The sequence below is a fragment of the Streptomyces sp. NPDC031670 genome (assembly GCF_055580545.1).
Window position 1 is genome coordinate 25,081 of record NZ_JBVILC010000008.1, and the last position, 23,655, is coordinate 48,735.

At 68.5% G+C, this 23,655-nt stretch carries 22 protein-coding genes and 2 pseudogenes; 11 read left to right on the forward strand and 13 right to left on the reverse strand.

Annotated features, from left to right (window positions below; translation table 11 throughout):
- Positions 1-342 precede the first annotated feature (342 nt).
- Both ACZ5ID_RS16785 and ACZ5ID_RS16790 read left to right on the forward strand, forming a co-directional pair.
- A complete protein-coding gene (locus tag ACZ5ID_RS16785; protein ID WP_468898042.1) occupies positions 343-540 on the forward strand; it encodes a hypothetical protein in 198 nt (65 codons plus the stop codon).
- A 97-nt stretch (positions 541-637) separates the two neighbouring features.
- Positions 638-793 carry a hypothetical protein gene (locus tag ACZ5ID_RS16790; RefSeq protein ID WP_468898044.1) on the forward strand — a complete coding sequence of 52 codons (156 nt, stop codon included), beginning with the start codon at positions 638-640 and terminating at the stop codon, positions 791-793.
- A gap of 363 nt (positions 794-1,156) precedes the next feature.
- Here the strand turns inward: ACZ5ID_RS16790 and ACZ5ID_RS16795 are convergent, their stop codons facing one another.
- Positions 1,157-2,341, reverse strand: a complete 1,185-nt coding sequence (locus ACZ5ID_RS16795; RefSeq protein ID WP_468898046.1) for an FAD-dependent oxidoreductase — start codon at positions 2,339-2,341, stop codon at positions 1,157-1,159.
- Positions 2,342-2,417: 76 nt separating this feature from the next.
- Between ACZ5ID_RS16795 and ACZ5ID_RS16800 the strand changes: the two genes are divergently transcribed.
- Positions 2,418-2,996 (forward strand): TetR/AcrR family transcriptional regulator, encoded by a 579-nt coding sequence (locus tag ACZ5ID_RS16800; RefSeq protein WP_468898048.1) that lies wholly within the window; start codon positions 2,418-2,420, stop codon positions 2,994-2,996.
- Positions 2,997-3,113: 117 nt separating this feature from the next.
- On the opposite strand, the gene ACZ5ID_RS16805 is transcribed toward ACZ5ID_RS16800, so the two are convergent.
- The 5 genes from ACZ5ID_RS16805 to ACZ5ID_RS16825 form a co-directional block, all read right to left on the reverse strand.
- Positions 3,114-3,509 carry a CBS domain-containing protein gene (locus ACZ5ID_RS16805; RefSeq protein ID WP_468898050.1) on the reverse strand — a complete coding sequence of 132 codons (396 nt, stop codon included), beginning with the start codon at positions 3,507-3,509 and terminating at the stop codon, positions 3,114-3,116.
- Positions 3,510-3,910: 401 nt separating this feature from the next.
- On the reverse strand, positions 3,911-4,435 hold the full coding sequence (locus ACZ5ID_RS16810; protein ID WP_468898052.1) for an RICIN domain-containing protein: 525 nt from the start codon (positions 4,433-4,435) through the stop codon (positions 3,911-3,913).
- 317 nt (positions 4,436-4,752) lie between these two features.
- On the reverse strand, positions 4,753-5,544 hold the full coding sequence (locus ACZ5ID_RS16815; RefSeq protein ID WP_468898054.1) for an alpha/beta fold hydrolase: 792 nt from the start codon (positions 5,542-5,544) through the stop codon (positions 4,753-4,755).
- 136 nt (positions 5,545-5,680) lie between these two features.
- The gene (locus ACZ5ID_RS16820; RefSeq protein WP_468898056.1) at positions 5,681-6,517 is read right to left on the reverse strand and encodes an alpha/beta fold hydrolase; all 837 of its coding nucleotides are present in this window, start codon (positions 6,515-6,517) and stop codon (positions 5,681-5,683) included.
- Positions 6,518-6,568: 51 nt separating this feature from the next.
- Complete coding sequence (locus tag ACZ5ID_RS16825; protein ID WP_468898058.1) at positions 6,569-7,597, reverse strand: saccharopine dehydrogenase family protein; 1,029 nt, start codon at positions 7,595-7,597, stop codon at positions 6,569-6,571.
- A 142-nt stretch (positions 7,598-7,739) separates the two neighbouring features.
- On the opposite strand from ACZ5ID_RS16825, the gene ACZ5ID_RS16830 reads away from it, so the two are divergent.
- A complete protein-coding gene (locus ACZ5ID_RS16830; protein WP_468898060.1) occupies positions 7,740-8,711 on the forward strand; it encodes a helix-turn-helix domain-containing protein in 972 nt (323 codons plus the stop codon).
- 428 nt (positions 8,712-9,139) lie between these two features.
- On the opposite strand, the gene ACZ5ID_RS16835 is transcribed toward ACZ5ID_RS16830, so the two are convergent.
- Positions 9,140-9,427 (reverse strand): hypothetical protein, encoded by a 288-nt coding sequence (locus tag ACZ5ID_RS16835; RefSeq protein WP_468898062.1) that lies wholly within the window; start codon positions 9,425-9,427, stop codon positions 9,140-9,142.
- Positions 9,428-10,094: 667 nt separating this feature from the next.
- The gene (locus ACZ5ID_RS16840) at positions 10,095-10,670 is read right to left on the reverse strand and encodes a CGNR zinc finger domain-containing protein (RefSeq protein WP_468898064.1); all 576 of its coding nucleotides are present in this window, start codon (positions 10,668-10,670) and stop codon (positions 10,095-10,097) included.
- Between the two features lie 204 nt (positions 10,671-10,874).
- On the opposite strand from ACZ5ID_RS16840, the gene ACZ5ID_RS16845 reads away from it, so the two are divergent.
- A complete protein-coding gene (locus tag ACZ5ID_RS16845; RefSeq protein ID WP_468898066.1) occupies positions 10,875-11,498 on the forward strand; it encodes a LysE family translocator in 624 nt (207 codons plus the stop codon).
- Between the two features lie 68 nt (positions 11,499-11,566).
- Here the strand turns inward: ACZ5ID_RS16845 and ACZ5ID_RS16850 are convergent, their stop codons facing one another.
- Complete coding sequence (locus tag ACZ5ID_RS16850; protein ID WP_468898068.1) at positions 11,567-12,451, reverse strand: S41 family peptidase; 885 nt, start codon at positions 12,449-12,451, stop codon at positions 11,567-11,569.
- A 297-nt stretch (positions 12,452-12,748) separates the two neighbouring features.
- Positions 12,749-14,740 carry a hypothetical protein gene (locus ACZ5ID_RS16855; protein WP_468898070.1) on the reverse strand — a complete coding sequence of 664 codons (1,992 nt, stop codon included), beginning with the start codon at positions 14,738-14,740 and terminating at the stop codon, positions 12,749-12,751.
- A gap of 376 nt (positions 14,741-15,116) precedes the next feature.
- Here ACZ5ID_RS16855 and ACZ5ID_RS16860 point away from each other — a divergent pair, with 376 nt between their 5' ends.
- From ACZ5ID_RS16860 to ACZ5ID_RS16870, 3 genes are all read left to right on the forward strand, one after another.
- Entirely contained in the window at positions 15,117-15,803 is a 687-nt protein-coding gene (locus tag ACZ5ID_RS16860; protein ID WP_468898072.1) for a DUF4232 domain-containing protein, read from the forward strand.
- A gap of 531 nt (positions 15,804-16,334) precedes the next feature.
- Entirely contained in the window at positions 16,335-17,570 is a 1,236-nt protein-coding gene (locus tag ACZ5ID_RS16865; protein WP_468898074.1) for a glycine-rich protein, read from the forward strand.
- 297 nt (positions 17,571-17,867) lie between these two features.
- Positions 17,868-18,872, forward strand: coding sequence for a terpene synthase family protein (locus tag ACZ5ID_RS16870; protein WP_468898076.1), 1,005 nt, complete (start codon positions 17,868-17,870; stop codon positions 18,870-18,872).
- A 65-nt stretch (positions 18,873-18,937) separates the two neighbouring features.
- On the opposite strand, the gene ACZ5ID_RS16875 is transcribed toward ACZ5ID_RS16870, so the two are convergent.
- Positions 18,938-19,771 carry an enoyl-CoA hydratase/isomerase family protein gene (locus ACZ5ID_RS16875; protein ID WP_468898078.1) on the reverse strand — a complete coding sequence of 278 codons (834 nt, stop codon included), beginning with the start codon at positions 19,769-19,771 and terminating at the stop codon, positions 18,938-18,940.
- A 122-nt stretch (positions 19,772-19,893) separates the two neighbouring features.
- On the opposite strand from ACZ5ID_RS16875, the gene ACZ5ID_RS16880 reads away from it, so the two are divergent.
- Positions 19,894-20,283, forward strand: a complete 390-nt coding sequence (locus tag ACZ5ID_RS16880; RefSeq protein WP_468898080.1) for a winged helix-turn-helix transcriptional regulator — start codon at positions 19,894-19,896, stop codon at positions 20,281-20,283.
- Positions 20,284-20,374: 91 nt separating this feature from the next.
- Here ACZ5ID_RS16880 and ACZ5ID_RS16885 read toward each other — a convergent pair.
- A pseudogene (locus ACZ5ID_RS16885) lies at positions 20,375-20,524 on the reverse strand (LysR family transcriptional regulator); the annotation flags it as partial.
- A gap of 7 nt (positions 20,525-20,531) precedes the next feature.
- Here ACZ5ID_RS16885 and ACZ5ID_RS16890 point away from each other — a divergent pair.
- Positions 20,532-20,654: pseudogene (locus ACZ5ID_RS16890) on the forward strand (cupin domain-containing protein); the annotation flags it as partial.
- Between the two features lie 7 nt (positions 20,655-20,661).
- On the opposite strand, the gene ACZ5ID_RS16895 reads toward ACZ5ID_RS16890, so the two are convergent.
- Positions 20,662-21,981 carry a PucR family transcriptional regulator gene (locus tag ACZ5ID_RS16895; RefSeq protein ID WP_468898082.1) on the reverse strand — a complete coding sequence of 440 codons (1,320 nt, stop codon included), beginning with the start codon at positions 21,979-21,981 and terminating at the stop codon, positions 20,662-20,664.
- Positions 21,982-22,224: 243 nt separating this feature from the next.
- Between ACZ5ID_RS16895 and ACZ5ID_RS16900 the strand changes: the two genes are divergently transcribed.
- Complete coding sequence (locus ACZ5ID_RS16900; protein WP_468898084.1) at positions 22,225-23,565, forward strand: lipase family protein; 1,341 nt, start codon at positions 22,225-22,227, stop codon at positions 23,563-23,565.
- The last annotated feature ends 90 nt before the right edge of the window (positions 23,566-23,655 follow it).

Below are 23,655 nucleotides of genomic sequence, written 5' to 3' on the forward strand. Positions count from 1 at the left end.
GGCAGCCCGTCAGGTTCTTCCCGTTGCACTGCGTTTGCTGATGGTATCGGCCGACAGGGCGCCCGCGGAGGGGGGACCGATCGGGGTAACCCAGGCGGCGCAGGTGCCGTTGAACCCAGCATGACCTCGACGCTGATGCGGCACGCTCCCTACGTCGGCGCCCGGCGAAGCCGCGCCGAAACGATCCCCAACCAGCACAGGAGCCGATCTTCACCCAGCTCGCCCGGCAGTGGGCAGCCAACGGCCGTCTCGTCCCCGGGCAGCCGGATGAGGAATGGACGGCCCTCGCCCGCCACTATCCTTGGCCCAGACTCTGACCGGGCGACCCGACCCGGAGGAAAGGTGAACGATTCTCTGTGGGCCCGGCTCTCGGCCGAGGGGCAGCAGGAGGTAGACCGCCTGATGGCAGCCGGTCGCAACGTGCAGGCCATCATGGTGATGCGCGAGCGCGCCGACGGCCCGAAGCCGGAGATCCCTGAGTGCATGGATCTCCTCGCCTGGCGTTTCAGCACCTTGCGTGAAACGTCCGACGAGGGGTGAATCCGCCAAGGACGGGAGGGCGCCACGCCGTAGGCCCCTCCTGCGCTCGTACGTGTCGGTCAGTCTTGGGCGCTTCGCGTCTTCGCGTCTACCACGCGTGCCAGAGCTCACCGTGACGGTGGCGGACCGGAGGGATGTCCACATCGTCAACGTCGTGGCCGGCGTGGTGCAGTCCGCGGATCCGCTGGGCTTCGAGCCAGCCCTGAAGCCGGGCTCGGCGTTCCGCCGTAGCGATCTCGGCGGAGAACGATGAGCCCTTTCTGCAGGAGAGCACCATTGGCTGCCAGGAGGTGATCCGACGCAATGATTTCGTTGGAGCGGGGCGACGGCCTTCGCGGGCGGCCCGAGCCAATTCGGCATGTGGGTAACGCAGGACGTAGAGCGACAGGGACTCCGACGCGCCGTCTCGGACGCGAAGTCGCCAAGGAGTCGTACGAACAGTCCTGGACATCGAGAGCCTCCGTATGGCCCTCTGGACTCTCCAGAGGTACCTACGGCGGGTGCGAAGTGGACAACACGGCTCAGCCCTTCCTCGGTGCACGATCTACCAGCAGCACAGTAGTCGCGCAGACGAGTGTGGCCGACTTCTTTGCCACCGGTGCCGGCCCGGGGCCTCTCACCGCTGTGCGCGGGCAGTTGTTGCCGTCGTAGCCGGCAGGCTGAAGCCGTTGAAGAGGTCGTCCAGGGCCCGTTGCGTGGCGCGGGCCGGGGTGGCGCGGACGGCGAGGTCGCGGGCGGCGACCGCGACGGGGTGGGTGAGGGCGGCGATACGGCCGGCGCGGCGGGCGCGGATGCGGATGGCGTCGGTACGCGCGTGACGGGCTTGGCTGTAGGTGGCCAAGGCGGCCGGTACGTCGTCCCCGTCCAGCAGGTGCGCGAGCACGACGGCGTCCTCGACGGCCTGGCAGCCGCCCTGGCCGAGGTTCGGGGTCATGGCGTGGGCGGCGTCGCCGAGCCAGACGAGTCGGCCCCGGTGGTAGCTGGGGAGGGCGACGGCCAGGTCGTACAGGTCGTGCTGGAGTACGGCCGACGGGACGATCCGCTCCAGCAGTGCCGGGATGGGCGCGTGCCAGGTGCCGTAGCGGCGCAGGAGTTCGGTACGGAGGTCGGCCGGCTTGTACCCCTCGGGCACGACGGCGGTGGCGTAGACGTATATCCGGCCGTCCGCCAGCGGGACCACACCGAAGCGCTCGCCGCGGCCCCAGGTCTCGGCAGCGGCCAGACCGGAGAGGCCGTCGGCGGGCAGTACGGTGCGCCAGGCGGTCTCCCCGCTGTAGTGCAGGCCGGGGTGGTCGGGGAAGTACTGGCGGCGGAGGGCGCTGTGGATGCCGTCGGCGGCGATCACGACGTCGGCTGTGAGGTCTCCGGCCGGGGTGTGGAGGACGGGGCTGCCGTGGGTGTCGTCGACGGCGGTGACCGGAGTGCCGTAGCGGATCGTGCCTTCTGGGAGCGCGGCGGTCAGACGGGCCGCGAGAGCCGGACGGTACACGGCGAGCGGGGGCCGGCCGTACCGGACCGCCATCGCGGCGGTATCAGCGCGGTTCAGCCAGTCTCCGCCGGGGCGCCGCAGACCCATCGCGGCCGGGACAGCGTGGCCGGCGACGCTGGTGGCATCGAAGCCGACGGCGTCGAAGGCGCGCAGGGCGTTGGGGGCGAGGATGATGCCGGCGCCGGCCGCGGACGGCCCGGACGCCCGCTCGCACACCGTGACCCGCCAGCCGCGCCGGTGCAAGTCCACCGCCGCCGTCAGCCCGCCTATCCCCGCACCCACCACGACCGCATGACGCAGAGTCCTCACCATGGCGCGTCCTCCTCACTCCCAGATCCTCTACATCCGTAGAGGCGATGCCCTCACTCTACAGTTGTAGAGTGAGGGCATGTCCACCCCTGATCGTCGAACTCTGATCGCGGACACCGCGATCGGCCTCGTGGCTGCCGCAGGCCTGCGCGGGCTGACCCACCGGGCAGTCGATGCCGCGGCCGAGCTGCCCACGGGCAGCACCTCGTACTACTTCCGTACGAGGACGGCGCTGATCGGCGCCTGCTACCAACGGCTCGCCGAGCTGGACCTCGGCGACTTCGACGGCGAAGACCCGGCACCCCTGCCGGACCGGGGTGCGGTGGCGGCAGCGCTCGCCGCGCTGCTGCACCGCTGGCTGACCACGGGGCGCGCCCGGCAGCTGGCTCGCTTCGAACTGAGCCTGGAGGCGGCTCGTAACCCTGAACTGGAGACTGAGTTCCACCAAGCGGGCCTAGGCGCACGGGCCCGGGTCGCTGGAATTCTCGGTGGGCTGGGGGCGGATCGGCCCGAGGAGTCCGCAGAACTCCTGGTCGGCTGGACCGACGGCCTCCTCTATGACCGCCTCGCGGGCGCCCTCGCCAGGTCCCGGCCGACCCCGGACCTGGCCGAGCTGACAGCCGTCACCCGGCGCATGGTGGACGCGGCTTTGGCGTAGACGGTGCTCAGGCTGGCGCGGGCGTGGGGGTAGGCGTCCAGCAGGCAGGCCCGGTCTGCGTCGGCGAGGCGGCGGACCGCTTCGCGCAGGGTGACAGCCCCGGGCCCCGGCAAGGTGTCAGTCGGTCGAGAGAGCTTCGAGGAGGTCGCCGACCTGCGGGTCCGGCAGGGCGCGGGCGACATCGGCCTGAGCGACCATGCCGACCAGGTCGTGTCCGTCGATGACGGGCAGCCGGCGCACCTTGTGTTCTGCCATCGTGCGCAGGATCTCCGAGGCGTCGTCGTCGGCGCCGATGGTCACCGCCTCACCCTGGGCCAGTTCGCCCGCCTTCGTCTGGGCCGGGTCCTTGCCCGCGCCCAGGACCTTCACCACAATGTCGCGGTCGGTGAGCATGCCCTTGAGCTTGTTGTCGGTCCCGCAGATCGGCAGTGCGCCCACACCCAGTGTGGCCATCTTCTGCGCCGCCAGCAGTACCGTCTCCTCGGCACCGATGCACTCGGTTCCAGCGGTCATGATTTCTCGCGCGGTCGTCACGTGGGGTCTCCAGTCTCCAGAGGCGGGTGGGGGGTGGGGGGGGGGGGGACCTCCCCCCCCCCCCCCCCCCCCCCCCCCCCCCCCCCCCCCTCCCCCCCCCCCCCCCCCCACCCCCTCCCCCCCCCCCCCCCCCCCCACCCCTCCTTCGTACGCCTGCCCGAGCAGTACACCAAGGAGCCACGGCGTGAACGGCCTCCCTGTCATCCCATTGCCACCCACCTAACGGAGTCGCTCGCCGCTGCTCCACGCCGGCGGACCGGACCCTGCACGCGACGGCCACGAAGCCGCGAATGGCGCCGCACGAGCTCTATCGCAGAGCGAACGATCGGTTTCCTTGAGCCGCCGTTCCCCAGCTGGTCCACTCAGCAGGGAACACGCAGTCAGTTCTGCCGATACCAGATCTGGTCGGGATTGTTGTTGCAGGGCCACTGAATCATGTACGTACCACGGCCGCCGCCGTTGAGGGAGCCGAGACACATGCCGGAACCCCTGTTCCGAAGGTGGTCCATCAGGTTGCCGCTGCTGTCACGGTAGTTGCGGTCGATGTACCAGTGCTGGTCGTCGTTGCCGTTGCAGTCCCACAGGATCGCCCCTGTACCCGCGGACCTGGAGCCGTTCTGAATGCCGAGGCAGCGACCCGAGTCGTTGGTCATGTTGTAGTACGTGCCCGAAGAATCGGAGCCGACTCGGGAGTAGACCCAGTGCTGATCGGGGTTGTTATTACAAGCCCAGAGCATCGGACTCCCGCCGTTACCGCTGTATCCCCCATCGACCCCCAGACACCAGCCGCTCTGGTTCATGAGCATGTTGTCGACTGCGGAGGCAGTGGGCGAGAGCGTGAACATCATGGTCAACGCAGCGAATAGTGCGCCTGCGGCAACGGAAACGCGCTTGAAGTTCCTCATGGAATGCGAACCTTCCCCATTCTTTTTCTGTCATCTTCGGCGAGATGAACTTGAAGACCATAAAGACCGCTGCCTGCGTACAGAGGCATGCGTGCACCACTGGCACCCCGACAGCGAAACCTAGAAGCGGCTCTTGCCGTAGTAGGCGAGGGTCGGAGGTAGCGGCGACAGATGCAGCGGTTACGGGCGCGTCCGGAACTCACCGGAGCCCTTGGCGGGTTGGGCGATGGGCCGGGTTCGTGTGTCTGGTCTATGCCGTCAACGGCAAGTCACCGCGGCATCCCGGTCGGCCCCGGCCCAGCAGCGCCGCGAGTGGTTCAAATACTTGCGAGGAACTCTCGGACCGCGGTGGCGAAGCCCTCCGGGTCGGCCTGCTGGACGAAGTGGTCGGTGTCGAGGGAGCGGTAGATCGTCTCGGGGCGTCTGGAGCACATGGCCTGGGCCTGTTCGGCGGGCAGGACTTGGCTGCGCAGCCCGTGGATCAGGAGCGCCGGGCAGTCGGTGGCGAGCCACTGCTTCCAGTGGTCGCCGTGGACGAGGTTCTCGGAGTCGACGGTGTCCTGCGGGTGGAAGGGCAGTCGCCAGCCGGAGCCGTCGGGTAGCGGGCGCAGCAGGGGCCCGAGGACGGTGGCCAGGGGTCCGCAGGAGGCGGCGAGTTCCGCGCGGGTGGCTGCGGTGTAGGGGAAGTTGAGCACGAAGGCGAGGGGGCTGGTGCCGTGGCCGGGGAGGTCGACGGCGGTATCGACGATGATCAGGGCCTCGACCAGTTCTGGGCGTTCGCCGGCCAGGTGGAACGCGTTGTACGCGCCGAGGGAGTGACCCAGGAAGACCGCACGGTCGATGCCGAGGTGGTCGAGGAGGGTGAGAAGGTCGGCGACGTAGCCGGCGCGGGTGTATTCGGGAGCGCGGTCCGAGTCGCCGTGGCCGCGCTGGTCGGGTGCGATCACCCGCCACTCGGGCCCGAGCGCGGCAGCGAGGGCGGTGAAGGATGCTCCCTCGGAGAGGTGGCCGTGCAGAGTCACCAGAGGGCGGCCGGTTCCGCCGAAGTCGAGGTATGACAGGGTGCGGCCGTCGATGGTGAGGGCAGCACGGGTGGGCTGGACGGTCATGGCGTAAAACTCCGTTGGTTCGGGGTATCTGGGGGTGCTTCGGTGAACGCCGTCCAGTTGAGTGCCTCGGTGGCGAGCGACGTGGGGCGGAAGGAAGCTCACGCACTACGCGGGTCGTGAGCTCAACCGTCAGGCGTCAGATGCGGGCGGAGGCGAAGGCGCGCAGGTCCTCATTGAGGCGGTCCGCGTGGGTGGCGAACAGCCCGTGACCCGCGTACTCGTACACGTGCAGCTCAGCGCCGGGGATCAGGTCCGCCGCGCGGCGGCCGGTGAGGGCCAGGGGTGCGGAAGCGTCGTCCGATCCATGGATGACAAGGACCGGGCAGTCGATCTTCACCAGCTCCGGGACGAGGTTCAGGGTGGGCAGGAGGTCCCCCAGGGCGCCTGCGGCGTGCGCCGTTGCCCCGTGGCAGCGGTCCACCATGTACGCCACGTACGCGTCCGACACCTGCGGGCCGGGCAGATGGCGGGCGAAGAACGCGTTGGCGCCGTCCGCGAAGAACTCTGCCCGGTCCTGCCGGAAGGTCTTGTTGAATCCGCGGATCAGCTCCGGGTCCAGTCCCTGTGGGTGGTCCGCGGAGCGGGCCGGGCCCGGGGCGATTCCGCCGATGAGGGCCACGCGCTTCACCCGGTCGGTACCGCGCAGGGTCAGATACCGGACCACCTCGGCCGTGCCCATCGAATGCGCCGCCAAAGTGACGTCACGCAGCTCCAGATGATCGAGCAGCGAGCCCAGGTCCCGGGCGAGGGTGTCGAGGTCGAAGCCGCCCCAGACATCATCGGACCTGCCGTGTCCCCTGCGGTCGAAGCCCACGCAGCGGAACCCTTCGGCCGCCAGCGGCAACATCTGGTACTCCCACATCTCGGTACCGAAGTAGGAGCCGTTGACGAAGACGATGACAGGGCCGTCCGAGGGGCCGTAGTCGACGAAGTGGAGGCGGGCGCGGTCCGTGGCGGATTCGAAGTACGGCATGCGGGGTTCCTTCAGGAAGTGGCTGTCTCGGGCTGTCCGGTGTGTGAGTCCTCAGGGGTGGAGTTCCAGAGTGATGTGCGGGGAGAGTGCGTGCAGGAAGTCGGGGGCGTCGAAGATGTGGCCTGCGGAGGCGACGCCGACGGTGTGGGTGCGGCCGTCGAGGACGCGGTCGAGGGCTTCCACGACGAGGGGTGCGGTGACGGCGTAGATGTCCTGTCCGTGTGCGACGGCGCGGCGTTGGGTGTCGCCCGAGCGTATGACGGCGTCGATGAGGAAGGTCTGGTCGGACCGGCCGCTCTCGTCGGCCGCGGCCGGGGCGGGTGTGTCGGGCGAGACGACGTCGCGGGCCGCCTGGGCCGTCATGTACGTGGTGACATCCGGGATGGACAGGTGGTTGGGGATGGTCACCACATCGGCCATGGTGAACTCCCCGATCACCGGCTGTGATCCCATCGGTTCGGGGAAGGACCACTGCAGGGCGGGCGGGGCATCGGTGCGCTGCTCCCACTTGCCGCCGGTGTAGCGGAGGCGGTAGTCGCCGCGCCGCTCGCGTGAGACCGCGCCGGACAGGCGGGTGCCGACGGTGGGGTGCCAGTGGCTCAGTGCGTAGGCGACGTGCGCGGAGTCGGCCCGGGTCCAGTCGCCCATCGCCGCGGTGGCCAGCAGGTCGCCCAGACCGCCGAAGAAGGCCATCGCCGGGACTATGAGCGCTCCCGCCTGGCGCGCCCGGTCGGCGAAGTGGGCGAAGGTGTCGAGGTTGGCCTCGATCTCGGCCGCGACATCCAGATACGCGATCCCGGCCCGCAGGGCGGCCTCGATGACGGGCGCCGTCGTGGACGCGAACGGCCCGGCACAGTTGATCACCGCAGACGTACCGGCCAGGGCGCGGTCGAGTGAGGCCGCGTCACCGGCCGACGCCACCCGCGCCTCCAGGCCCACCTCGTGCGCCAGCGCCTTCAGCTTGTCGGCGTCACGGCCACTCAGCACAGGGACGTACCCACGCTTGAGGAGCTCCGCCACCACGAACCGTCCGGTGTGCCCGTACGCACCGAAAACCGCCACCCGCTGGCCCGCGCCCATGAGTTACTCCCTGCGTCCAAGTGATCCGCGGCTACTTCGCGGCTGCTCCGCGTCGCTTCGCTGTGATCCGTTATGGACATCCTGCCGACAAACGGGACCCCCCACGAGCGTCTGGAACGACACGCGTCATACACTTTCGGACATGCCTACCGTCGCGCTGGCCGTCACCGACGGCATGCTGCATTTCGAGCTGTCCATGGCGATCGAGGTGTTCGGCTCGGACCTGACCCACATCGTGGACCCCTGGTACGACTTCTCCCTCTGTGGACCGGGCGCCGTACGGATCGACCGCTTCCGCCTGGAAATGGACCACGGACTCGACTACCTTCCGCACGCCGACACCGTGATCGTTCCCGGCTGGGCCGACACGGATGTGGACCCGCCCGTGGAGCTTCTCGACGCCGTGCGCGCGGCCCACGCGGCGGGCGCACGCGTGGTCTCCCTGTGCACAGGGGCATTCGTCCTGGCCGCCGCCGGCCTTCTGAACGGCAAACGCGCCACCACGCACTGGGGGCATACCCGGGAACTCGCCCGCCGCCATCCCGACGTCACGGTGGACCCGGACGTCCTCTACGTCGACAACGGCGACGTGCTGACCTCCGCCGGCAAGGCCGCTGCCATGGACCTGTGCCTGCACCTCGTCCGCCTCGACCACGGCTCGGCGAACGCCAACAAGATCGCCCGTCGGCTGGTCGTTCCGCCACACCGCGACGGCGGGCAGGCCCAGTTCATCTCCACCCCGGTCCCGGAGCCCGGCAACCACCCCCTCGCCGAGCTCTTCCCCTGGGTCCTCCAACGCCTGGACGAGCCGCTTACCGTGGAAGACCTGGCCCGACAGGCACGGATGAGCTCGCGCCACCTGGGCCGCCACTTCAAATCACTCACCGGCACCACCCCGCTGCAGTGGCTGCACACCCAACGTATCCGCCACGCCCAGGAACTCCTGGAGACCACCGACGACACCGTCGACTCCATCGCGACCACCACCGGCATGGGCACCTCCACGACCCTGCGCCGACACTTCCACCGAACCGTCGGCGTCCCCCCGGACACCTACCGCCGTACCTTCCGCTCCCACACCCATCCCGGGCCGGAACGTGACAGCAACAGGTGACCCGGCCGCCTTCGAGCGTGCCGGCTACGCCGCAGGTCGCCTACGCCCAGTCGAGGACGGCAAGCTCTCCATTAGCCGTGAGGCAGGCCTCCTCTGGGCATCCGACGGCATCGCCGCCAACGCGGTAGGCCCCGGCAGTGTCGCGACGGGACCGCAGCGGAACTCGACAACGCAACAGAAGAGGTCGCTCGACGCGGCCGAAGCCGCCGCAGTTTTCACGTACAAACTTCACGTACAAAACAGTCGAGCGGGGCACGGCCACCGGCATCGTCCCGGCCATCGGCCGCACAGCTTCGGCAGGTGCAGTCCGAGGAACTTCCCTACATCAGCCGTGAGTTGCACTTGTGTCGACGCCCGAAACCCTACTGGTCCAGGCCCCGCAGCGAGGGTACGGTCCAGAACTGCCCCGTTCCGTCTGCAGGTCGAGCTCAGCCGAGACCACGATGGGCTGCCCACAACGTTCCGGCGCGGCCGGCTGCGGCGGTGACCAGAGCCGCCAGTTCTGGTTTGTCGGGGACGGGAAACGATACGTATGCGCCCCGACCACCGCCGACTGGCCGCCCATAGGCTTTTACGGCGAGGTGACCGTCCGGGAGAAGTCTGATGTTGAGTGTGGTCAGTTGGAACGCTTCACCACGTCGAACGTCGGTCCAGCGGAGCGCCTGCGGGATCGTGACGTTGATCGCCAGAGCACTCACTTCCAGGTCGCTACTCATGGACGGATGATCCCACGCGGGCCGCGCTTCGTGTTGAGCTCGGCCCAGGCGGCGACTGCGAAGACCGGGAGTACTCCCTGGCCGCCTCGCGGACCCCTGTGTCGATGCCTACGGGCGCAATCACGTGCGCCGAAAGCATGCGCGCCTCCAACGGCGATGCCCTCCATCGCGCCGCACAAGCTTCCGCGCCGAATACGGCCGCGGCCCCTCCAGCGAGCAGTTGCGGGCCGGACTGGGATGGGGGCACCATCCGTGAACTACGGGACTTCATCGTCCAGCAGCTGATCGCCGACCGAAAGGCCGACCAGCTCTGCGCCGGGTCCCTGGTCCCGCGAAAGGGCGCCCAAGCCGCGCCCAACTGCGTCCGCCGCTGCGGCCGAGTTTTGCGAAAGCTGGCTACGTGCAGCGACACGGGTTGACTGGGTCCGGCATGTCACACTGACCGCCGCCGAGGACGGCCAGTCGGCCACCGGGTGGATGCAGGGGATGACCGCGTTCATGCCCAGCCGGACTGTCCCTCCGGCCCGCCGCGGGCGCTCTGGCGGTCGGGGGCCCGTCGCCGCGGACCTGCCGCCAGCACAGCACGGCGAACCCTCGGCCCGTGGCCAGGGGCGGCGCTGACGTAGCTCGGCCGCGATGCTGCGGTTCCGGTGACCGCATGGAACGGTCAATCGACAGGGCCTGAGACATTACGCTTGTTGGCGAGGAAGCGTGCCTTCTTCTCGCGGTTTCCACACGTATTCATGTCGCACCATTTCCGTGTGCCACCTCGGCTGGTGTCCAAGAAGGCGGCTCGACACGTGGGCGAGGCGCACAAAGAGATCTTGCCCTCTCGCTCTCCGGAAACGAGACTGATCGCATCGCCCGCGATCACACTGAGTGCGTCTTCTACAGAAAAAGAGCTCAGCTGCCATTTCCGCCCACCCTCGGGCGTCAAGATCATCGAGGCCAGACCCCGAGTACTGCAGTCGTTGATGATTTGGACAGCTGAAGAAGGAAGCGGGCTCTGGTTTGCAACGGCGGTGGCAGTTGCATGAATTGATTCCCTCAGCTCTCGCGCCCGGGCGAGCTGGGACTGGGTGCAGGTGTCGACCGTGAGTCCATTGACTGCCAACCAGTCCGCGAACCGGGAGGGCACAGGAATCCGCTCCAGGGGTTCACCGTAACGCTCCGACAGGGTTCCCGTGAAGCTGGTCGCCAGCAGTTTTCCCAGTCGAAACTCGGGGAAATAAACAGTAGCCACAGAACCACCTTAGCCGGTTGCCGTCCGGAGCGCAAACGTGTTAGAACCGTCATAGGTGGTTCTGCGCCGACTCGGGTGCCTCACGTAGTCCTCCCAGCCCGCAACAAGCGTCGGCCACCGACTGGGACGAATCGGCGTGGATCGATCACTGCCGATACCGAAGGACTCCTTGGACACCACCCCCACAGCCGGAGGTAGTTGACGATGGTGGATTTAGCAGTACTGCCGAGCTACGTAGCAGTGATCATGCTCTTTCTCGCTCCACCCGGGCCCGATATGGCGTACATGATCGCAGTGGGTCTTGAAGGTGGCCGCCTGTCCGCCTTGAAAGCCATCCTCGGCATAGGAACAGGTATGAGTGTTTATGCCGCCGCCGTCGTTGCCGGGATGGGGGAAATCGCCCGATCGCACCCGTCGGTGCTAGATGCGGTGAGAATACTGGGCGCCGCCTATCTGCTTTGGTTGGCGTACGTGACAATGCGAAGTGCGCGTCGCGCAATCAACGGACACGGGGATATCGCGACAGGGAGGTGGTATTTGCGAGGAGTGCTAGTCAGCGTGACAAATCCCAAAATAATTCTCTTTTACCTCGCGGTGCTCCCGCAGTTCATCGGCAGTGCAGGAAATCCCGAAATACATATGGCCGTTCTCGGTGCAATCAATATCCTGATGGAGGTAGTTCTTTACGGGTGCGTTGGAGTGTTGGCAGGGTTCTTCCATGCGCGACTCACCGGCTCCACAAAAGCTACAGCTGTACTGAATTATGCCGCTTGCACCGTCTATGTTGTGCTGGCGACGGCAATAACCGGCGAGATTCTCCTCGCATGAGACTGTGTCGACCGCTTCGGAAGACCCGGCGCACTCAGCTGGAATCTTCAGAGCACCCGCACAGAGCTTTACCCTCGTCGGCAGGCTGCCTGCTTGTTCAGCCAGTTCTGTGCTGCGTCCAGGACGGCATCCTGGTGGCGGGCAACCGGGCGAGGGTCCTTGATGACTTCCTCGTCCGGCCCGATCGCCTCCTCGTAGGTGCGGCCCGTGCGGTCCGCGTCCTTGACTTCGGTGACGTGAAGCATGGCCCCGTCGGACAGCCGGTGCGCGTCGTTGCCGGTGGGGACACCATGGGTCTGTTCGCCGAAGAACCGAGTGTCCGGACGTCCCCGGAAGGCCACGACGACGGCCTCCCCCGCACTGGCTGTCTGTCGGCCGGTCAGCACAGCGACCGGCGGCCCGGGCCGGCGCAGGGGCCGGCTGGCACCGCCGGCCTTCGGTTTGCCGTCCAGGTACGGGGCACCGTTCTTGATCGACCACACGAATTTCTTGCCGTCCGCGTCGACGAACATGCCCACCGCGCCGTCGCCCAGAATCGGCCCGGCCACGGCGAGCACCGGCCACATGCCGCCACCGCTCTCCGATCTCAGGTCCACCACCCAGCCGCAGGCTCCCGCCCCATCCGCCTTCGTCACAGCGTCCCGGCCCTGTCGTACGTACGCGTCGTACGTCTTCTGGGAACCGTTCACCCGAGGCAAGGAGAGGTACCCCACGCCGCCGTTCTTCAGGGACCGCCCCTCAAGACCGCCGAAAGAGGAAGTCGACGTTTCCATGCCCTCCTTGGCCTGACCCGGATCCCAGAAAGTGCTGTGCCGATCGCCCAGAGCCCTCAATGCCGACACGATCGCCCCGTAGGTGTCTGCGGGCTTCTGCGCCCCGCGAGCCTGCGAGAACGCCCTGCTTCGCAGGTTGTCCCAGTCGATCCGGTGACGGAGCAAAGAGTGCTCTTCCATGATGCTCACCGCCTGCGACAAGTACGTCTGCGCCGCGGGCGCCATGTCGTCGGCAGCCGAGTCCCGCGCACCGGTCGTGCATCCCGTCGCTGCGACGACAACTCCGGCAAGTGCAGTGCACGCAGGCAAACGCAGTGAACGTCCCCGTCCCATCCGTCTCCAGGCTCTTGTCACAGAACGCAACCCTAACGCTATCGATCAACGCTGAGGAGCTCGCAGATAGGAGACATGCACTCAGCTTGTTCTTGAACCGCACCTACGAAGGTCCCGGGGCGCCCCTTGACACCTGGATGGGTGTCAACGACGGTACATCATATGGAGTTTGCCGTTGTGGGAAGCGAGAGCCGTTTCGCCTTCCATCGCGCCGACGGCGACCGTGGATGCGCTCTGCCAGGCTTCACCGGTGGTGTGCAGGAGCCACAGGTTGCTGTCAGTCCCGCGGACGGCCAGCCACAGTTTGCCGTCGTGGACGGTGATCGTCGGGGAGTCGTGGGTAAACCAGTGCGACGGCAGGGCAAGTTCACCGTAGTGGGCACCCTGGGGGATGCACCAGCCCGCGTGGTTGTGGCTGTCGGCCGTGCGGCTGGCGTACCAGATCCTGTCTTGGTAACCGGCGATCGAGAACGGCCCTTGCGCCTTTGACCACCGGCCGCTCCAACTGCCCAGTACCGACCAGTCCCCCTCGCCGTAGCGGGACGAGTGGAGCATGGCCTCGCCGCTGCCGGAGCGGTGGACGACCACCAGCCGCTCGCGCACGACGGGGACGTTCGGGCCGTCGACGGTCAAGCCCGGGGCGCGTTCGGTGTGCACGTGGGGCACTTGGGTGACCGCGCCCCACGGTCCGCTGCCCGAGTAGCTGCACACGTACACGGCTCCGTCAAGTCCAGTGTGCGCCATGTACAGCTTGTCCTTGAACACGGCCAGGGCCGGGGCGTAGTCGCTGGCGTAGTAGACGATTTGTGCGGGTGGGGACCAGCTGCCGTTGTCCAGCACGCTCCACATGACGGCGCGGTCGCCGGGGCGGATGTACGCGGCGTAGAGCTTGCCGGCGTAGGAGGCGAGTGCCGGGGGTGCGGCGCTGGTCCAGCCCAGAGCGACGGGTGCGCTCGACGTGGTGGCGTTGCCGGAGCCGGAGAGGGTGACGTACTCCAGGGTCCCGGAAGGGAAGACCGGCCGCTCGCCGCTGTAGCGGATGCGCAGGGAGTGGTGGCCCTCGCCGTTGAATTCCCAGGTGTCACGGCCACGGTTGTACAGAGTGACCAAGGTGTGGCGGTCGAAGAAGAACAGGCGCTCGCAGGACAGGTCGTCCTTGTTGCGCAGGTACTCCTTGAGGAAGATGAACAGTTTTGTGATCTCCAGCGCATAGCCCAGGAGTTCACCTGCAAAGGTGGGATTGAAGTTGTTGAGGAGGTCCGTGACGTGTAGCCCGTCGACCACCTCCTGCAGGACCTCGAAGAGCTTGTTGTACCACTGAGCGCTGCTCTGGTCGGCCTCCCAGGCGGCGACGTGCAGGCCCAAGTGCGTACCGGCCTGCCCGTCGAAGACCACCCGGTCGGCTCCGCTGAAGGAGCGGGTGTCGCCCTTCCTGATCGAGCCGAATTCCGCGGACTTGTAAGTACGAGCCTTGTGCTTGTCGGAGGCAGCCGCGACCGTCCAGTAGATCTCGTCCTTGCCGCCCCACTGATCACCCACCGCGCGCCGGACGTAGAAGCTGTCGAACTCCACCTTGGCCCGGTAGCCGGGCACGGGCTTGCCCCGCTCCTCCGAGGGCACCGGCGGACGATTGAACACGGTCGCCCCGTAACCGAACTCGGTAAGGGCCGCCGTGAACTCCGCGGAGTCGATCGCCCGTCCGTCCGCCAGCGCGGCCGGGTCCACGATCGCTCCGTTGGGCAGCGTGACCGCCTCACGCCCGATGACCGGCAGGCGAGCCTTGAAATCGGCGAGCGTGTACCCCGAGGTAAGCGGCCGGGAGGTGAGGGAGGCGGGCACGATGTCCAGCGCCCCCAGGTCGGCCACCGCCGACCGGTACTCCTGCCCGCACGCGTGCACATCCGCCTGCGGCATCAGATCACTCAGGGCTTTGAGCAGCACCCGCTCCAAATCGGTGGGGGCCTTGCCCTGCCGGGACCGTTCGGCGGCGTGCAGCGCCGCTCCCACCAGCACGCCTTGTTCCCGCCCCTGTCGCAGACCCCGCATGAACCGGCTCTCGCTCGCGGCCACCGGGCCGCGCAGCATCTCCCTCAACCGCGCAGCGCCTTCCGCCGGCGTGACTTCCTCAGCTGTCATACCCACTCCTCACCCACGACCATCGGTAGCGGCCAGGTGCGGCCGTCAGCCCTTCCCTGAGATCTCAGCCCTTCCCTGAGATCAATGCGCCACGTGTGCGGATGTATGTGGTCTGTCATGTAATTGGCCAGATGTCGCGCCCCTGACGCAAAGCCTTGGATGAGCGGGAAAGACCCTCTGCCGGTGATGATGTGACTGGCGGGTCTGTTGAGCGCTGTGCCCAGTCGAACTCGGCGTAGGGAAAGGCCTGTTGTCGACATCAGGTACCGGGCCGTGCCTGTGACAGAACGAAGACATCGCAGCAGACCGCCCGTGACTCGGTGCGGGATACAAATACTTTTGACCACTTGCACCACGCCACTTCTGGGGGAACACCATGAGGTACACCCGCAGCACCGCTCTCGCTGCCATCGGCGTCGCCGCCACGCTCACGCTCAGCGCCTGCGGCAGTGACGACTCCGCGAAGGACTCGTCCTCCAAGAGCCCCTCCTCCGCGGCCTCTTCCTCCTCGAACGCCGGCTCCAAGGCGGACAGCGGCTCAGGGTCCGACGGCTCGCAGGCCGACAACGCGAACACGGGCTCCGGCGGGAACAACGGCGCAGACGCAGCCACGAACGGCTCATCGAAGAACGGCGGCAAGGCGAAGGCCGACGGCAAGGCCACGTTCTGCAAGACGGCGGACCTGGCCATCAGCGCCAAGAACGCCGCGCCGGACAACGTCTCCGGCAGGATCGACATCACCATGATCAACCGGGGGTCGGCCACCTGCTCGGCCACCGGCTTCGCCGGCGTCGACATCAAGGATGCCGACCACACCTCAAGCCCCGTCGAGCGCGGCCACGCCCAGCCGCGTATCACCGTCCTCAAGCCCGGCGACGCCGCTGTCTTCAACCTTGCCTACGACATCAACACCACAGGCCAGAGCCTCGCGTCCCCGACCAACATCCTGGTGACGCCCCCCAACGAGACCCACACCATAGGCCTGAAGTGGCCCGCCGGAACGGGAAAGATCAAGGGCGCTTACACCGACGTGCGGGTCTACCCGACCCACACGACCAAGTAGGGGCGGTGGCTCAAGTAGGGACGGTGACCGCGTCGGCCGGAACGGGGATGTGACGGCCGGTGGACCGGACCGGACCGGACCGGACCGGAGCCGGGGCCGAAGCGCGGGCAGGGACTGGGGCGTGGGCCGGGACCGGGGCGTGGGCCGGTTCGCCGTGACTGTGGCCTGTTGACTCCTTTCGGCGCGAGTTCCGGGCGGGCATGCTCGTTGATCTGTGAACGGTACGCAGCGGACTCACCTCAGGATCTCTGCGTGAGGCGTGACCAGGAGGCCACGCGTGGAGCACTGATGAGGACGGAACACCGGGCCGGCGTCCGTTCATGCTTGGGGCAGGAGCGGGCGGTGGGCCATGGCGGCCTGTCGCGTCCAGTCGACCCGAGGGGGGCCGCCGGGGCAGAGCCGCAGCCTCATGAAAGGGAGACAATCCCCGTGTCACTCAGGTCACTAAGGTCACCCAGATCACCCGGATCATCCAGAACTCATCGCGCGCGCGAGAGCAGATCCTCGACAACACGACTGCGCCGGGGCGGTGTGACCAGGCGGCTGACCACCTTGGTTCTGCCCGGCACGATGGCGCTCGCGCTCGCCGGCGCCGGGCTGGTCGCACTCGCGCCACCGGCCCTGGCCGCGACGACGGTCACCTTCGCCTACACCGGCGACGCCCAGCCCTTCATCGTCCCCGCCGGGGTGTACTCGCTCAGTGTGGACGCCTTCGGCGCCCAGGGCCAGGACGGGCCCGCGGGCGGCAGCGCCGGCGGACTGGGCGGCGAGGCCCAGAGCCGGCTGTCGGTCACTCCGGGGCAGATCCTCCAGATCAACGTCGGCGGCTCGGGCGGCTACGGCGGCTCGGGCGCCGCAGGTAAGGGCACCGATCCGGACACCGACGGAGGCGCCGGAGGAGGCGCCTCAGATGTGCGCCAGGGCGGCAACGGCCTGAGCGATCGGCTGCTGGTCGCCGGTGGCGGCGGAGGTGGCGGCAACTGGATAGGCACCGCCGTCAGCGGTATGGGCGGCAGCGGGGGCGGCGCCGAGGCCACCGCCGGCGGCGACGGGAGCGACGGGGCACAGGGCGGCGGGGCGGGAACCGCCAGTGCGGGCGGGTCCGGCGGGCTGGGCGCGAACGGCGCCGAGCCCGCGGCAGCCGGGTCCCCGGGCCTCGGAGGCACGGGCGGCGCCGGCGCCAGCGGTACCGGCGGCGGAGGCGGCGGCGGGGGCTGGTTCGGTGGCGGAGGCGGCGGCGGCATCTTGAGCAGTCCCTCCGCCACCGTCGGCTCCGCGGGTGGCGGCGGAGGCAGCGGGTACGGTCCGGCCGGCACTGTCTTCCACACCGGCGTGCACGCGGGCGACGGGTCGGTGAGCATCACCTACACCCCGTCCTCGGCGGACGTCGGCGTACGCGTCACGGCCAAGCCGCAGCTGGGCATCCTGGTGCCCTACCTCCGCTACAGCCTGACGGCCAACAACACCGGGCCCAACGCCGTCACCTCGGCCACGATCACCGTATCCCTGCCGCGGGGTACGACCGCTACGGGCCTGTCCGCCGGATGCACCACCCACGCGGAAACCGTCACCTGCGCCTACGAGGCCATCGCGAGCGGTGCCGGCGCGACCAAGTCCTTCGACATCCCCTTGCATCTGCTCTCGCTGGGCCGCGTGTCGGTGACCGGCACACGCACCGCGTCGACACCTACCGACCCCAACGCCGTCAACGACAGCGCCACGGCCAGCTGCAATGTGCTCTCCATCCTCCTGGTCAGCTGTTCCTGACACCCGAAGGCTTCTCAGGGTGGGCCCGAGCGAGCCCCGGGTCCACCCCAAGACCGCCGTTCTGACGGCCCTGGCGGTCTGGAGCGCCGAGTTCCTCGGCCAGGAGCCCCAGTCACGCGGAAAGATCGCCGGGCGCGGAGCGCGGCGGCGGTGGGGGCAACGAAGACCTTGACGCACGCCGGGTGGGCGTCGAAGCTCCGTACCAGCAGGCTTTACCAGCAGGCTTTTCCCTGCTTGCTGCGCGCGGGCGTAAGGCCACGCGTCCGCCGCCGGCAGTTGGAGGAGGAACGAGACCATATGGCCCGCACGCCACCCTCCACCTTCGATCTCTCGCACCTGCGAGGGCTCCCTCCGCGCAACGGCAACCCCGACGCAACCCGGGCCGAAGCCGTCATCCGCGCAGAATGTCTCGCGGTCGGCCTGACCCAGACCAGTCATGCGGCCTACACCTCCATGACGAGGTACCTGTTCCCCAGGACCCCAGCCGACCGGCTCATCCCCATGGGTTTGCTCAACGACATACTCTTCTACGTCGACGACCTGCACAGCCCCCACCGCTCCAGCCTCGACGACACCATGTCCCCCGAGGTGGCCGACATGATGGACAGGGCCGTGGAGGCACTCAGAACCGGCACCGTGTCAGCCGGCGCGCTACCGGACAGCAAAGCGATCAGCACGGGTTTCGCTCGGGTGCGCGAACTGTTCTCGCGCAGCGCCCCGCCTCTTCTCCTGGAGCGGCTGGCCACAGCGGTGGAGCAGTGCCTGCAGGCCATGAAACGGCCGGTCAGGGATATCCATGTGAACGGAACCCCCGACGTCGAGCGGTACACGCGCATCCGTTACAGCGATTCGGGGATGAAGGTGGAGGTCGAACTCGCCGACTACGCCCGCGGGTTCCTCCTGCCCGACGAAGTGATCCGCCATCCTGTGATCGACCGGGCCCGTGACATCACGGTCCACATCGGCGGTCTCATGAACGACCTCTTCTCCTACCACAAAGAAGTCGTCCGGCACGGACAGATGTTCAACCTCGTCCCTGTCATGCAGGCCGCCCTGCGCTGCTCCCCGCAGGAAGCGTTCAACGCCGCCGTGGATCACGTCAACCGGCTCACGGACGAGTTCGAAGAGATCATGCTGAGCCCACCCGCTCTCGCTGTCTCGCCGATGGCGGATCAGACCGCGCAATACCTCGAATCACTGGCCGACCAGATCTCGGCGACCTACCACTGGCAGTTCCACACCAGCCGGTACAAGGAAGCCGGTTCCGTGGTCCCGCTGCTCAAGGCTCCCGCTCAACCCTAGAGGGCCGGGCGGCGGGCCGTCGCGCCGCAGTGGTGAGCACGGGGGCCTCGTACTGTTCTATCCGTCTATCCGGCCAGTCCTCGCAGCAGGCCCTCCAGATCGCGCTCGCCGTCGGGCGTCTGGGCACCGTGGGCCAGTCCGCCGCGGATCAACCGTTCGGCAGCGGGGCGAACGAACTGGCCGGCCCAGGCGGCGTGTTCCCGCAGGAGGCCCTCGGCCATGTCCTCGGGGGCGATGGCGCGCTTGGCCGCCGCGATCACACCCTCGGGCAGGGCGGCGATGTTGCGGGCGAGGCGGTCGACCATGTCGTCGAGCTCCTCAGCTGGGACGGCCCGGTTGACCCAGCCGTAGCGTTCCGCGGTCTCGGCGTCGTACAGGTCGGCACTCAGCACCGCCTCCAGAGCGCGACCGCGGCCGAGTCGGGCGGTGAGGTACTGCGTGCCTCCTCCACCGGGGACGATGCCCATGAGGGCCTCGATCTGGCCGATCCCGGCGCGACCGATCGCCGCGAACGCCATGTCCACGGCCGAGACGAACTCCGCCCCTCCGCCGCGCGCCACCCCGGCAAGCTTGACGATGGTCACCTGAGGCTGGTGCCGGAGCGACTCCCCCAGCGCCTGGAAGACGTTGACTCCATCCGGAAGGTCGGCCGCGAGCTCGTCGAAGGCGTCCGGGGTTTCTATGAGCGACATGTCCACGTGGGCTATGAAGAACTCCGGGTCGGCACTGTCGAACACGATCACCCGGACCGAGTCGTCGTCCCTCAGCGCGGTCAACAGGTGCCGGAGGTCGGTCATCAGGGCCACGTTCAGGACGTTGACCGGCGGGTTGTCGAGGGTGACGCGGGCGATACCGTCCTCGCTCCTCACTCGCAGAGTCGTGTAGGCGTCGTGGGTCATGGAGTGCTCCGATCGGTACCTGGTATGCATCTAGGTTCCTGATGCATACTCACAGTGCTGTGGCGGGCAACCGGCGTCAATAACGCACTTTCGGCATCTCAAGGATCGTGAAGGATACCGACATGGCCACTTCTGAAACCGGCACCGACTCCGGCATCGACACCGTCTACCGGTCCGACTGCCCCAGCCGCCCGATCCTCGACCAGATCGCGGACAAGTGGTCGATGATGGTGATGGCGGTCCTCGACAAACCCACACGGTTCAACGAGATCAAGCGCCGCCTTGAGGGCGTGACCCAGCGGGTCCTGACCCAGACCCTGCGCCGTCTGGAACGCAACGGGATGATCGTGCGCCGCGTGCTGCCCACCTCGCCGGTAGGAGTCGAGTACTCCCTCACGCCCCTCGGCGCATCCCTGCGGGAGCCCTTCGGCCGGTTGTACGCCTGGACGGTCGACCACGCGGACGAGATCCGGGCGCACCAAAGGGACTACGACCAACGCCTTCAGAGCTGAGAGTGCCCGGTTCTCCCTCGCAGCGAGAACCACGCGCCGGCGACGGCGGCCGGGGGTGTTCACGCGCGGAGGTTGGACCAAGTGCTGGTGGTCAGTGGTGATACGCGGCTGTCGCGATCTCGATGAAGGAGCGGATCAACGGGTTGGGATCACCTTCGTTCCACACCGCGACCACCCGGCTCGGAGCCATGTCGGTCAGTGGCACCACGGTCAGCTCTGCGGGCAGGTCGTGTCCGAGCGGGGGCGGGCTGTACGTGCAGTACTTCCGGGACCTTCAAGCGGTGCTCGCCGACGGCCGGCCGCTGACACCCCAGGCCAGCATCGACGCGATGAGCCGCTACGCGACCGAGCCGGCGGGCGACCACGCCTGAACGCTGTCTACGTCTGGGCCGACCACGAGTTCGGCGGCTGGGGCGTCACGGGCCGGTTCGCGTCCGGTTTGGCCTGGCGTACGGCGTCGTGGGCGGCCAGGGCGGCGCGCAGCGTCAGGATGTCGGCGCCCCGGGACGCGTCCAGACCGGTGAGTTCGGTGGCCTTGCGCAGCCGGTAGTCGACCGTGTTCGGGTGGACCTGGAGCCGGGCGGCGGCCTGGCGCCGGTCGAGCCCCCGCGCCAGGAAGGCGCGCAGCGTGTCGAGCAGCTCCGGGCGCGCGTCCAGCGGGTCGAGCAGTGCGGCCAGCCCCGCCCTGGCCGGGCTCGGCCGGCTCAACTGGTACTCCAGCAGCATGTCGTCGAGCAGGTACAGGCCGGGCCCGCGGCCGGACGCCTCGGCCACCGCGCGTACCTCCCCGGCCAACCGGGCGGCGTCCGCCACCCCCTCGGGCTCCGCGGTCGTCGCCGCGGCCAGCAGTTCGGCGCCGCACACCAGGCCGAGTTGCTCGACCAGCCGGGACAGCCGCGCCCGGTCCGCCGGGCCGAAGTCGGCCGGTGGAGTCTCGTAGGGGATGAGCACCAGGCCGCCGTCGCCGGACAGCACGGTGAGGGGAACGCCCGTCGTCTGGCGCTGGATCTCGTTGCGCAGCCGCCGGAGCTTGCGGCGGGCGGCGACCGAGTGGTTCACGCCGGGCACCAGCTCGTCCGGGTGCGGCCCCACCGCGATACTGAGCACCAGGTAGCAGGGCGGCAGCCGGACGCCGGCCCGGTCCGCCGCGTATTGGGGACTGCCGCCCTCCAGCAGCCGGGACAGCAGCGACTGCAACGCGACCTGCTCGTCGCTGAGCGCCGTCTGCCGCTCCTGCACATACCCGGCGGCCACCTCGCAGCTCACCATCCGCAGATACGCGAGCATCTGGCGCTGCACCAGCAGTACGTCGGCCAGGTCAGCCGGTTCGGCCGCCGAGAAGACCTGGGCGGCGCACTCCTCCGCACCGAGGTGGTAGGCACCGACCACCGCCTCCAGCGGTACGCCCTCGTCGGCGCGCCGGGCCGACGACTCACGGATGACCGCCGCCTCGGCCTGCCCGGGCATCTCGCCGGTGCACAGGACGGCCGCGAAGCCCCGTATACCGTGGGCCACCTGCTTGGCGATGTCGCCGCCGAGCTGCTCCGCGGGCAGCGTCCCGTATACGGGGAGGCGCTCGACCAGCCGGACCATCACGGCGCGCTCCAGCGCGCCGGCCGCGCTCTGGAGCCGCTTGTGGACCGGCACACCGCCGAACCGCGGCACCCGGTCCCGTTCCACGGCGTTGGATCCGGTCACAACCCACCTCGCACATCTCTGTTCCCCACCCCGGAGACTCGGCCGCGTAACGGCCCCATGATGTTTCCGGGACATCACCTACTGGTTGGTAACACGACTGGCTGGTGAATGGCCAGATGTGGCAGGACCTCGGCCGCGTCGTTCACCGCACTTTCCTTCCGGGGGACCGCCCGCCCCGGCCGGACGTACCGCGCACCGGAGCCCCCGCCGGCGCTCGGACCCCCACCAGGAATCGAGGAACGCATGTCCAAGGCAGCCGTTCGCCTGATCTCCGTCGTTGTCGCCGCCGCGGCCATGGCCACCGTGCCCGCCGCCACCGCCGGCGCGGCCACGCCAGCCTCCGCGACGGCCTCGGCGAGCGACCCGTTCTACGCCTACTCCGGCAGCGAGCCGCTGTCCGCGTTCGCGCCGGGCACCGTACTCAAGACGCGGACCCTGCCGTACCACGTCCTCGGCATCCCCACGCCCCTCAAGGCGGTCCAGATCCTCTACCGCACCACCGATGCCCAGGGCCGCCCGGCCGCCAACGTGACCACGGTGGTGCGCAGTCTGACGGGCGACAGCAGCAAGGCCGTCTCCTACCAATCGTTCTACGATTCGCTCAACCCGGAGGACAGCCCCTCCCGGGCGATCGCGGGCGATGTCACCCTGGGCGGAGTCATCCCCAACGCGGAGGCCCTCTTCATAGCGCCGCTGCTGCTGAAGGGCTACAACCTCGTCATCCCGGACACCGAGGGGCAGCAGGCGAACTTCGCCGCCGGACCGGAGTACGGGACCAACACCCTCGACTCGATCCGCGCCGCGACGAGGGCGGCCGAGACCGGGCTGGACTCCACCACGTCCTTCGGCCTCATCGGCTACTCGGGCGGAGCCATCGCGACGAACTGGGCCGCAGCGCTCGCGCCGCGCTACGCGCCGGACGTGAACCGCCGACTGGTCGGCTACGCCGAGGGCGGCCTCCTCGTGGACCCGGCACACAACCTGAAGTACGTCGACGGCTCGCTGGCCTGGTCCGGCGTGATCCCCATGGCCGTCATCGGCGTCTCCCGCTCGTACGACATCGATCTCAAGAGCTACCTCAACGACTACGGCCTGAAGGTCTACAAGGACCTGGAGCGCGGCTCCATCATCGACGCCCTCGGCCACTACCCGGGGCTGACCTGGAAGAAGATGGCGAAGCCGCAGTACGCCAACCCCAACTCGATCCCCGCCTTCCTGACGGCGATGAACAAGCTCAACCTCGGCTCCACCGGCACCCCGGCCGTCCCCGGCTTCATCGGCCAGGGCGACGGAGGCGTCCTGGAGGGGACCTTCAGCAACCGTCCGGGCATCGGCACGGGCGACGGTGTGATGGTCGCGGGCGATGTGCGCTCGCTCGCCCGGCAGTACTGCGCCACCGGCGGTTCCGCGGTCAAGTACAAGCAGTACGAGCTGCTGAGTCACACGGGTGCGACCCTGGCCTGGGCGCCCGCCGCGCTGGGCTGGCTGAACGACCGCTTCGACGGCCGCACGGCGCCGTCCGACTGCGGCCGGATCGCCGGCGGCAACTCGCTCGCCCCGGAGGAGCCCACTCCGCTGTCGTGATCCACAGCTGAACCCGAAGGCGCCGGCGGCCCGTGTACGTACGGGACGCCGGCGCCTTCGGTGGGGCACGGCAGGGACCGGGAGCCGCGC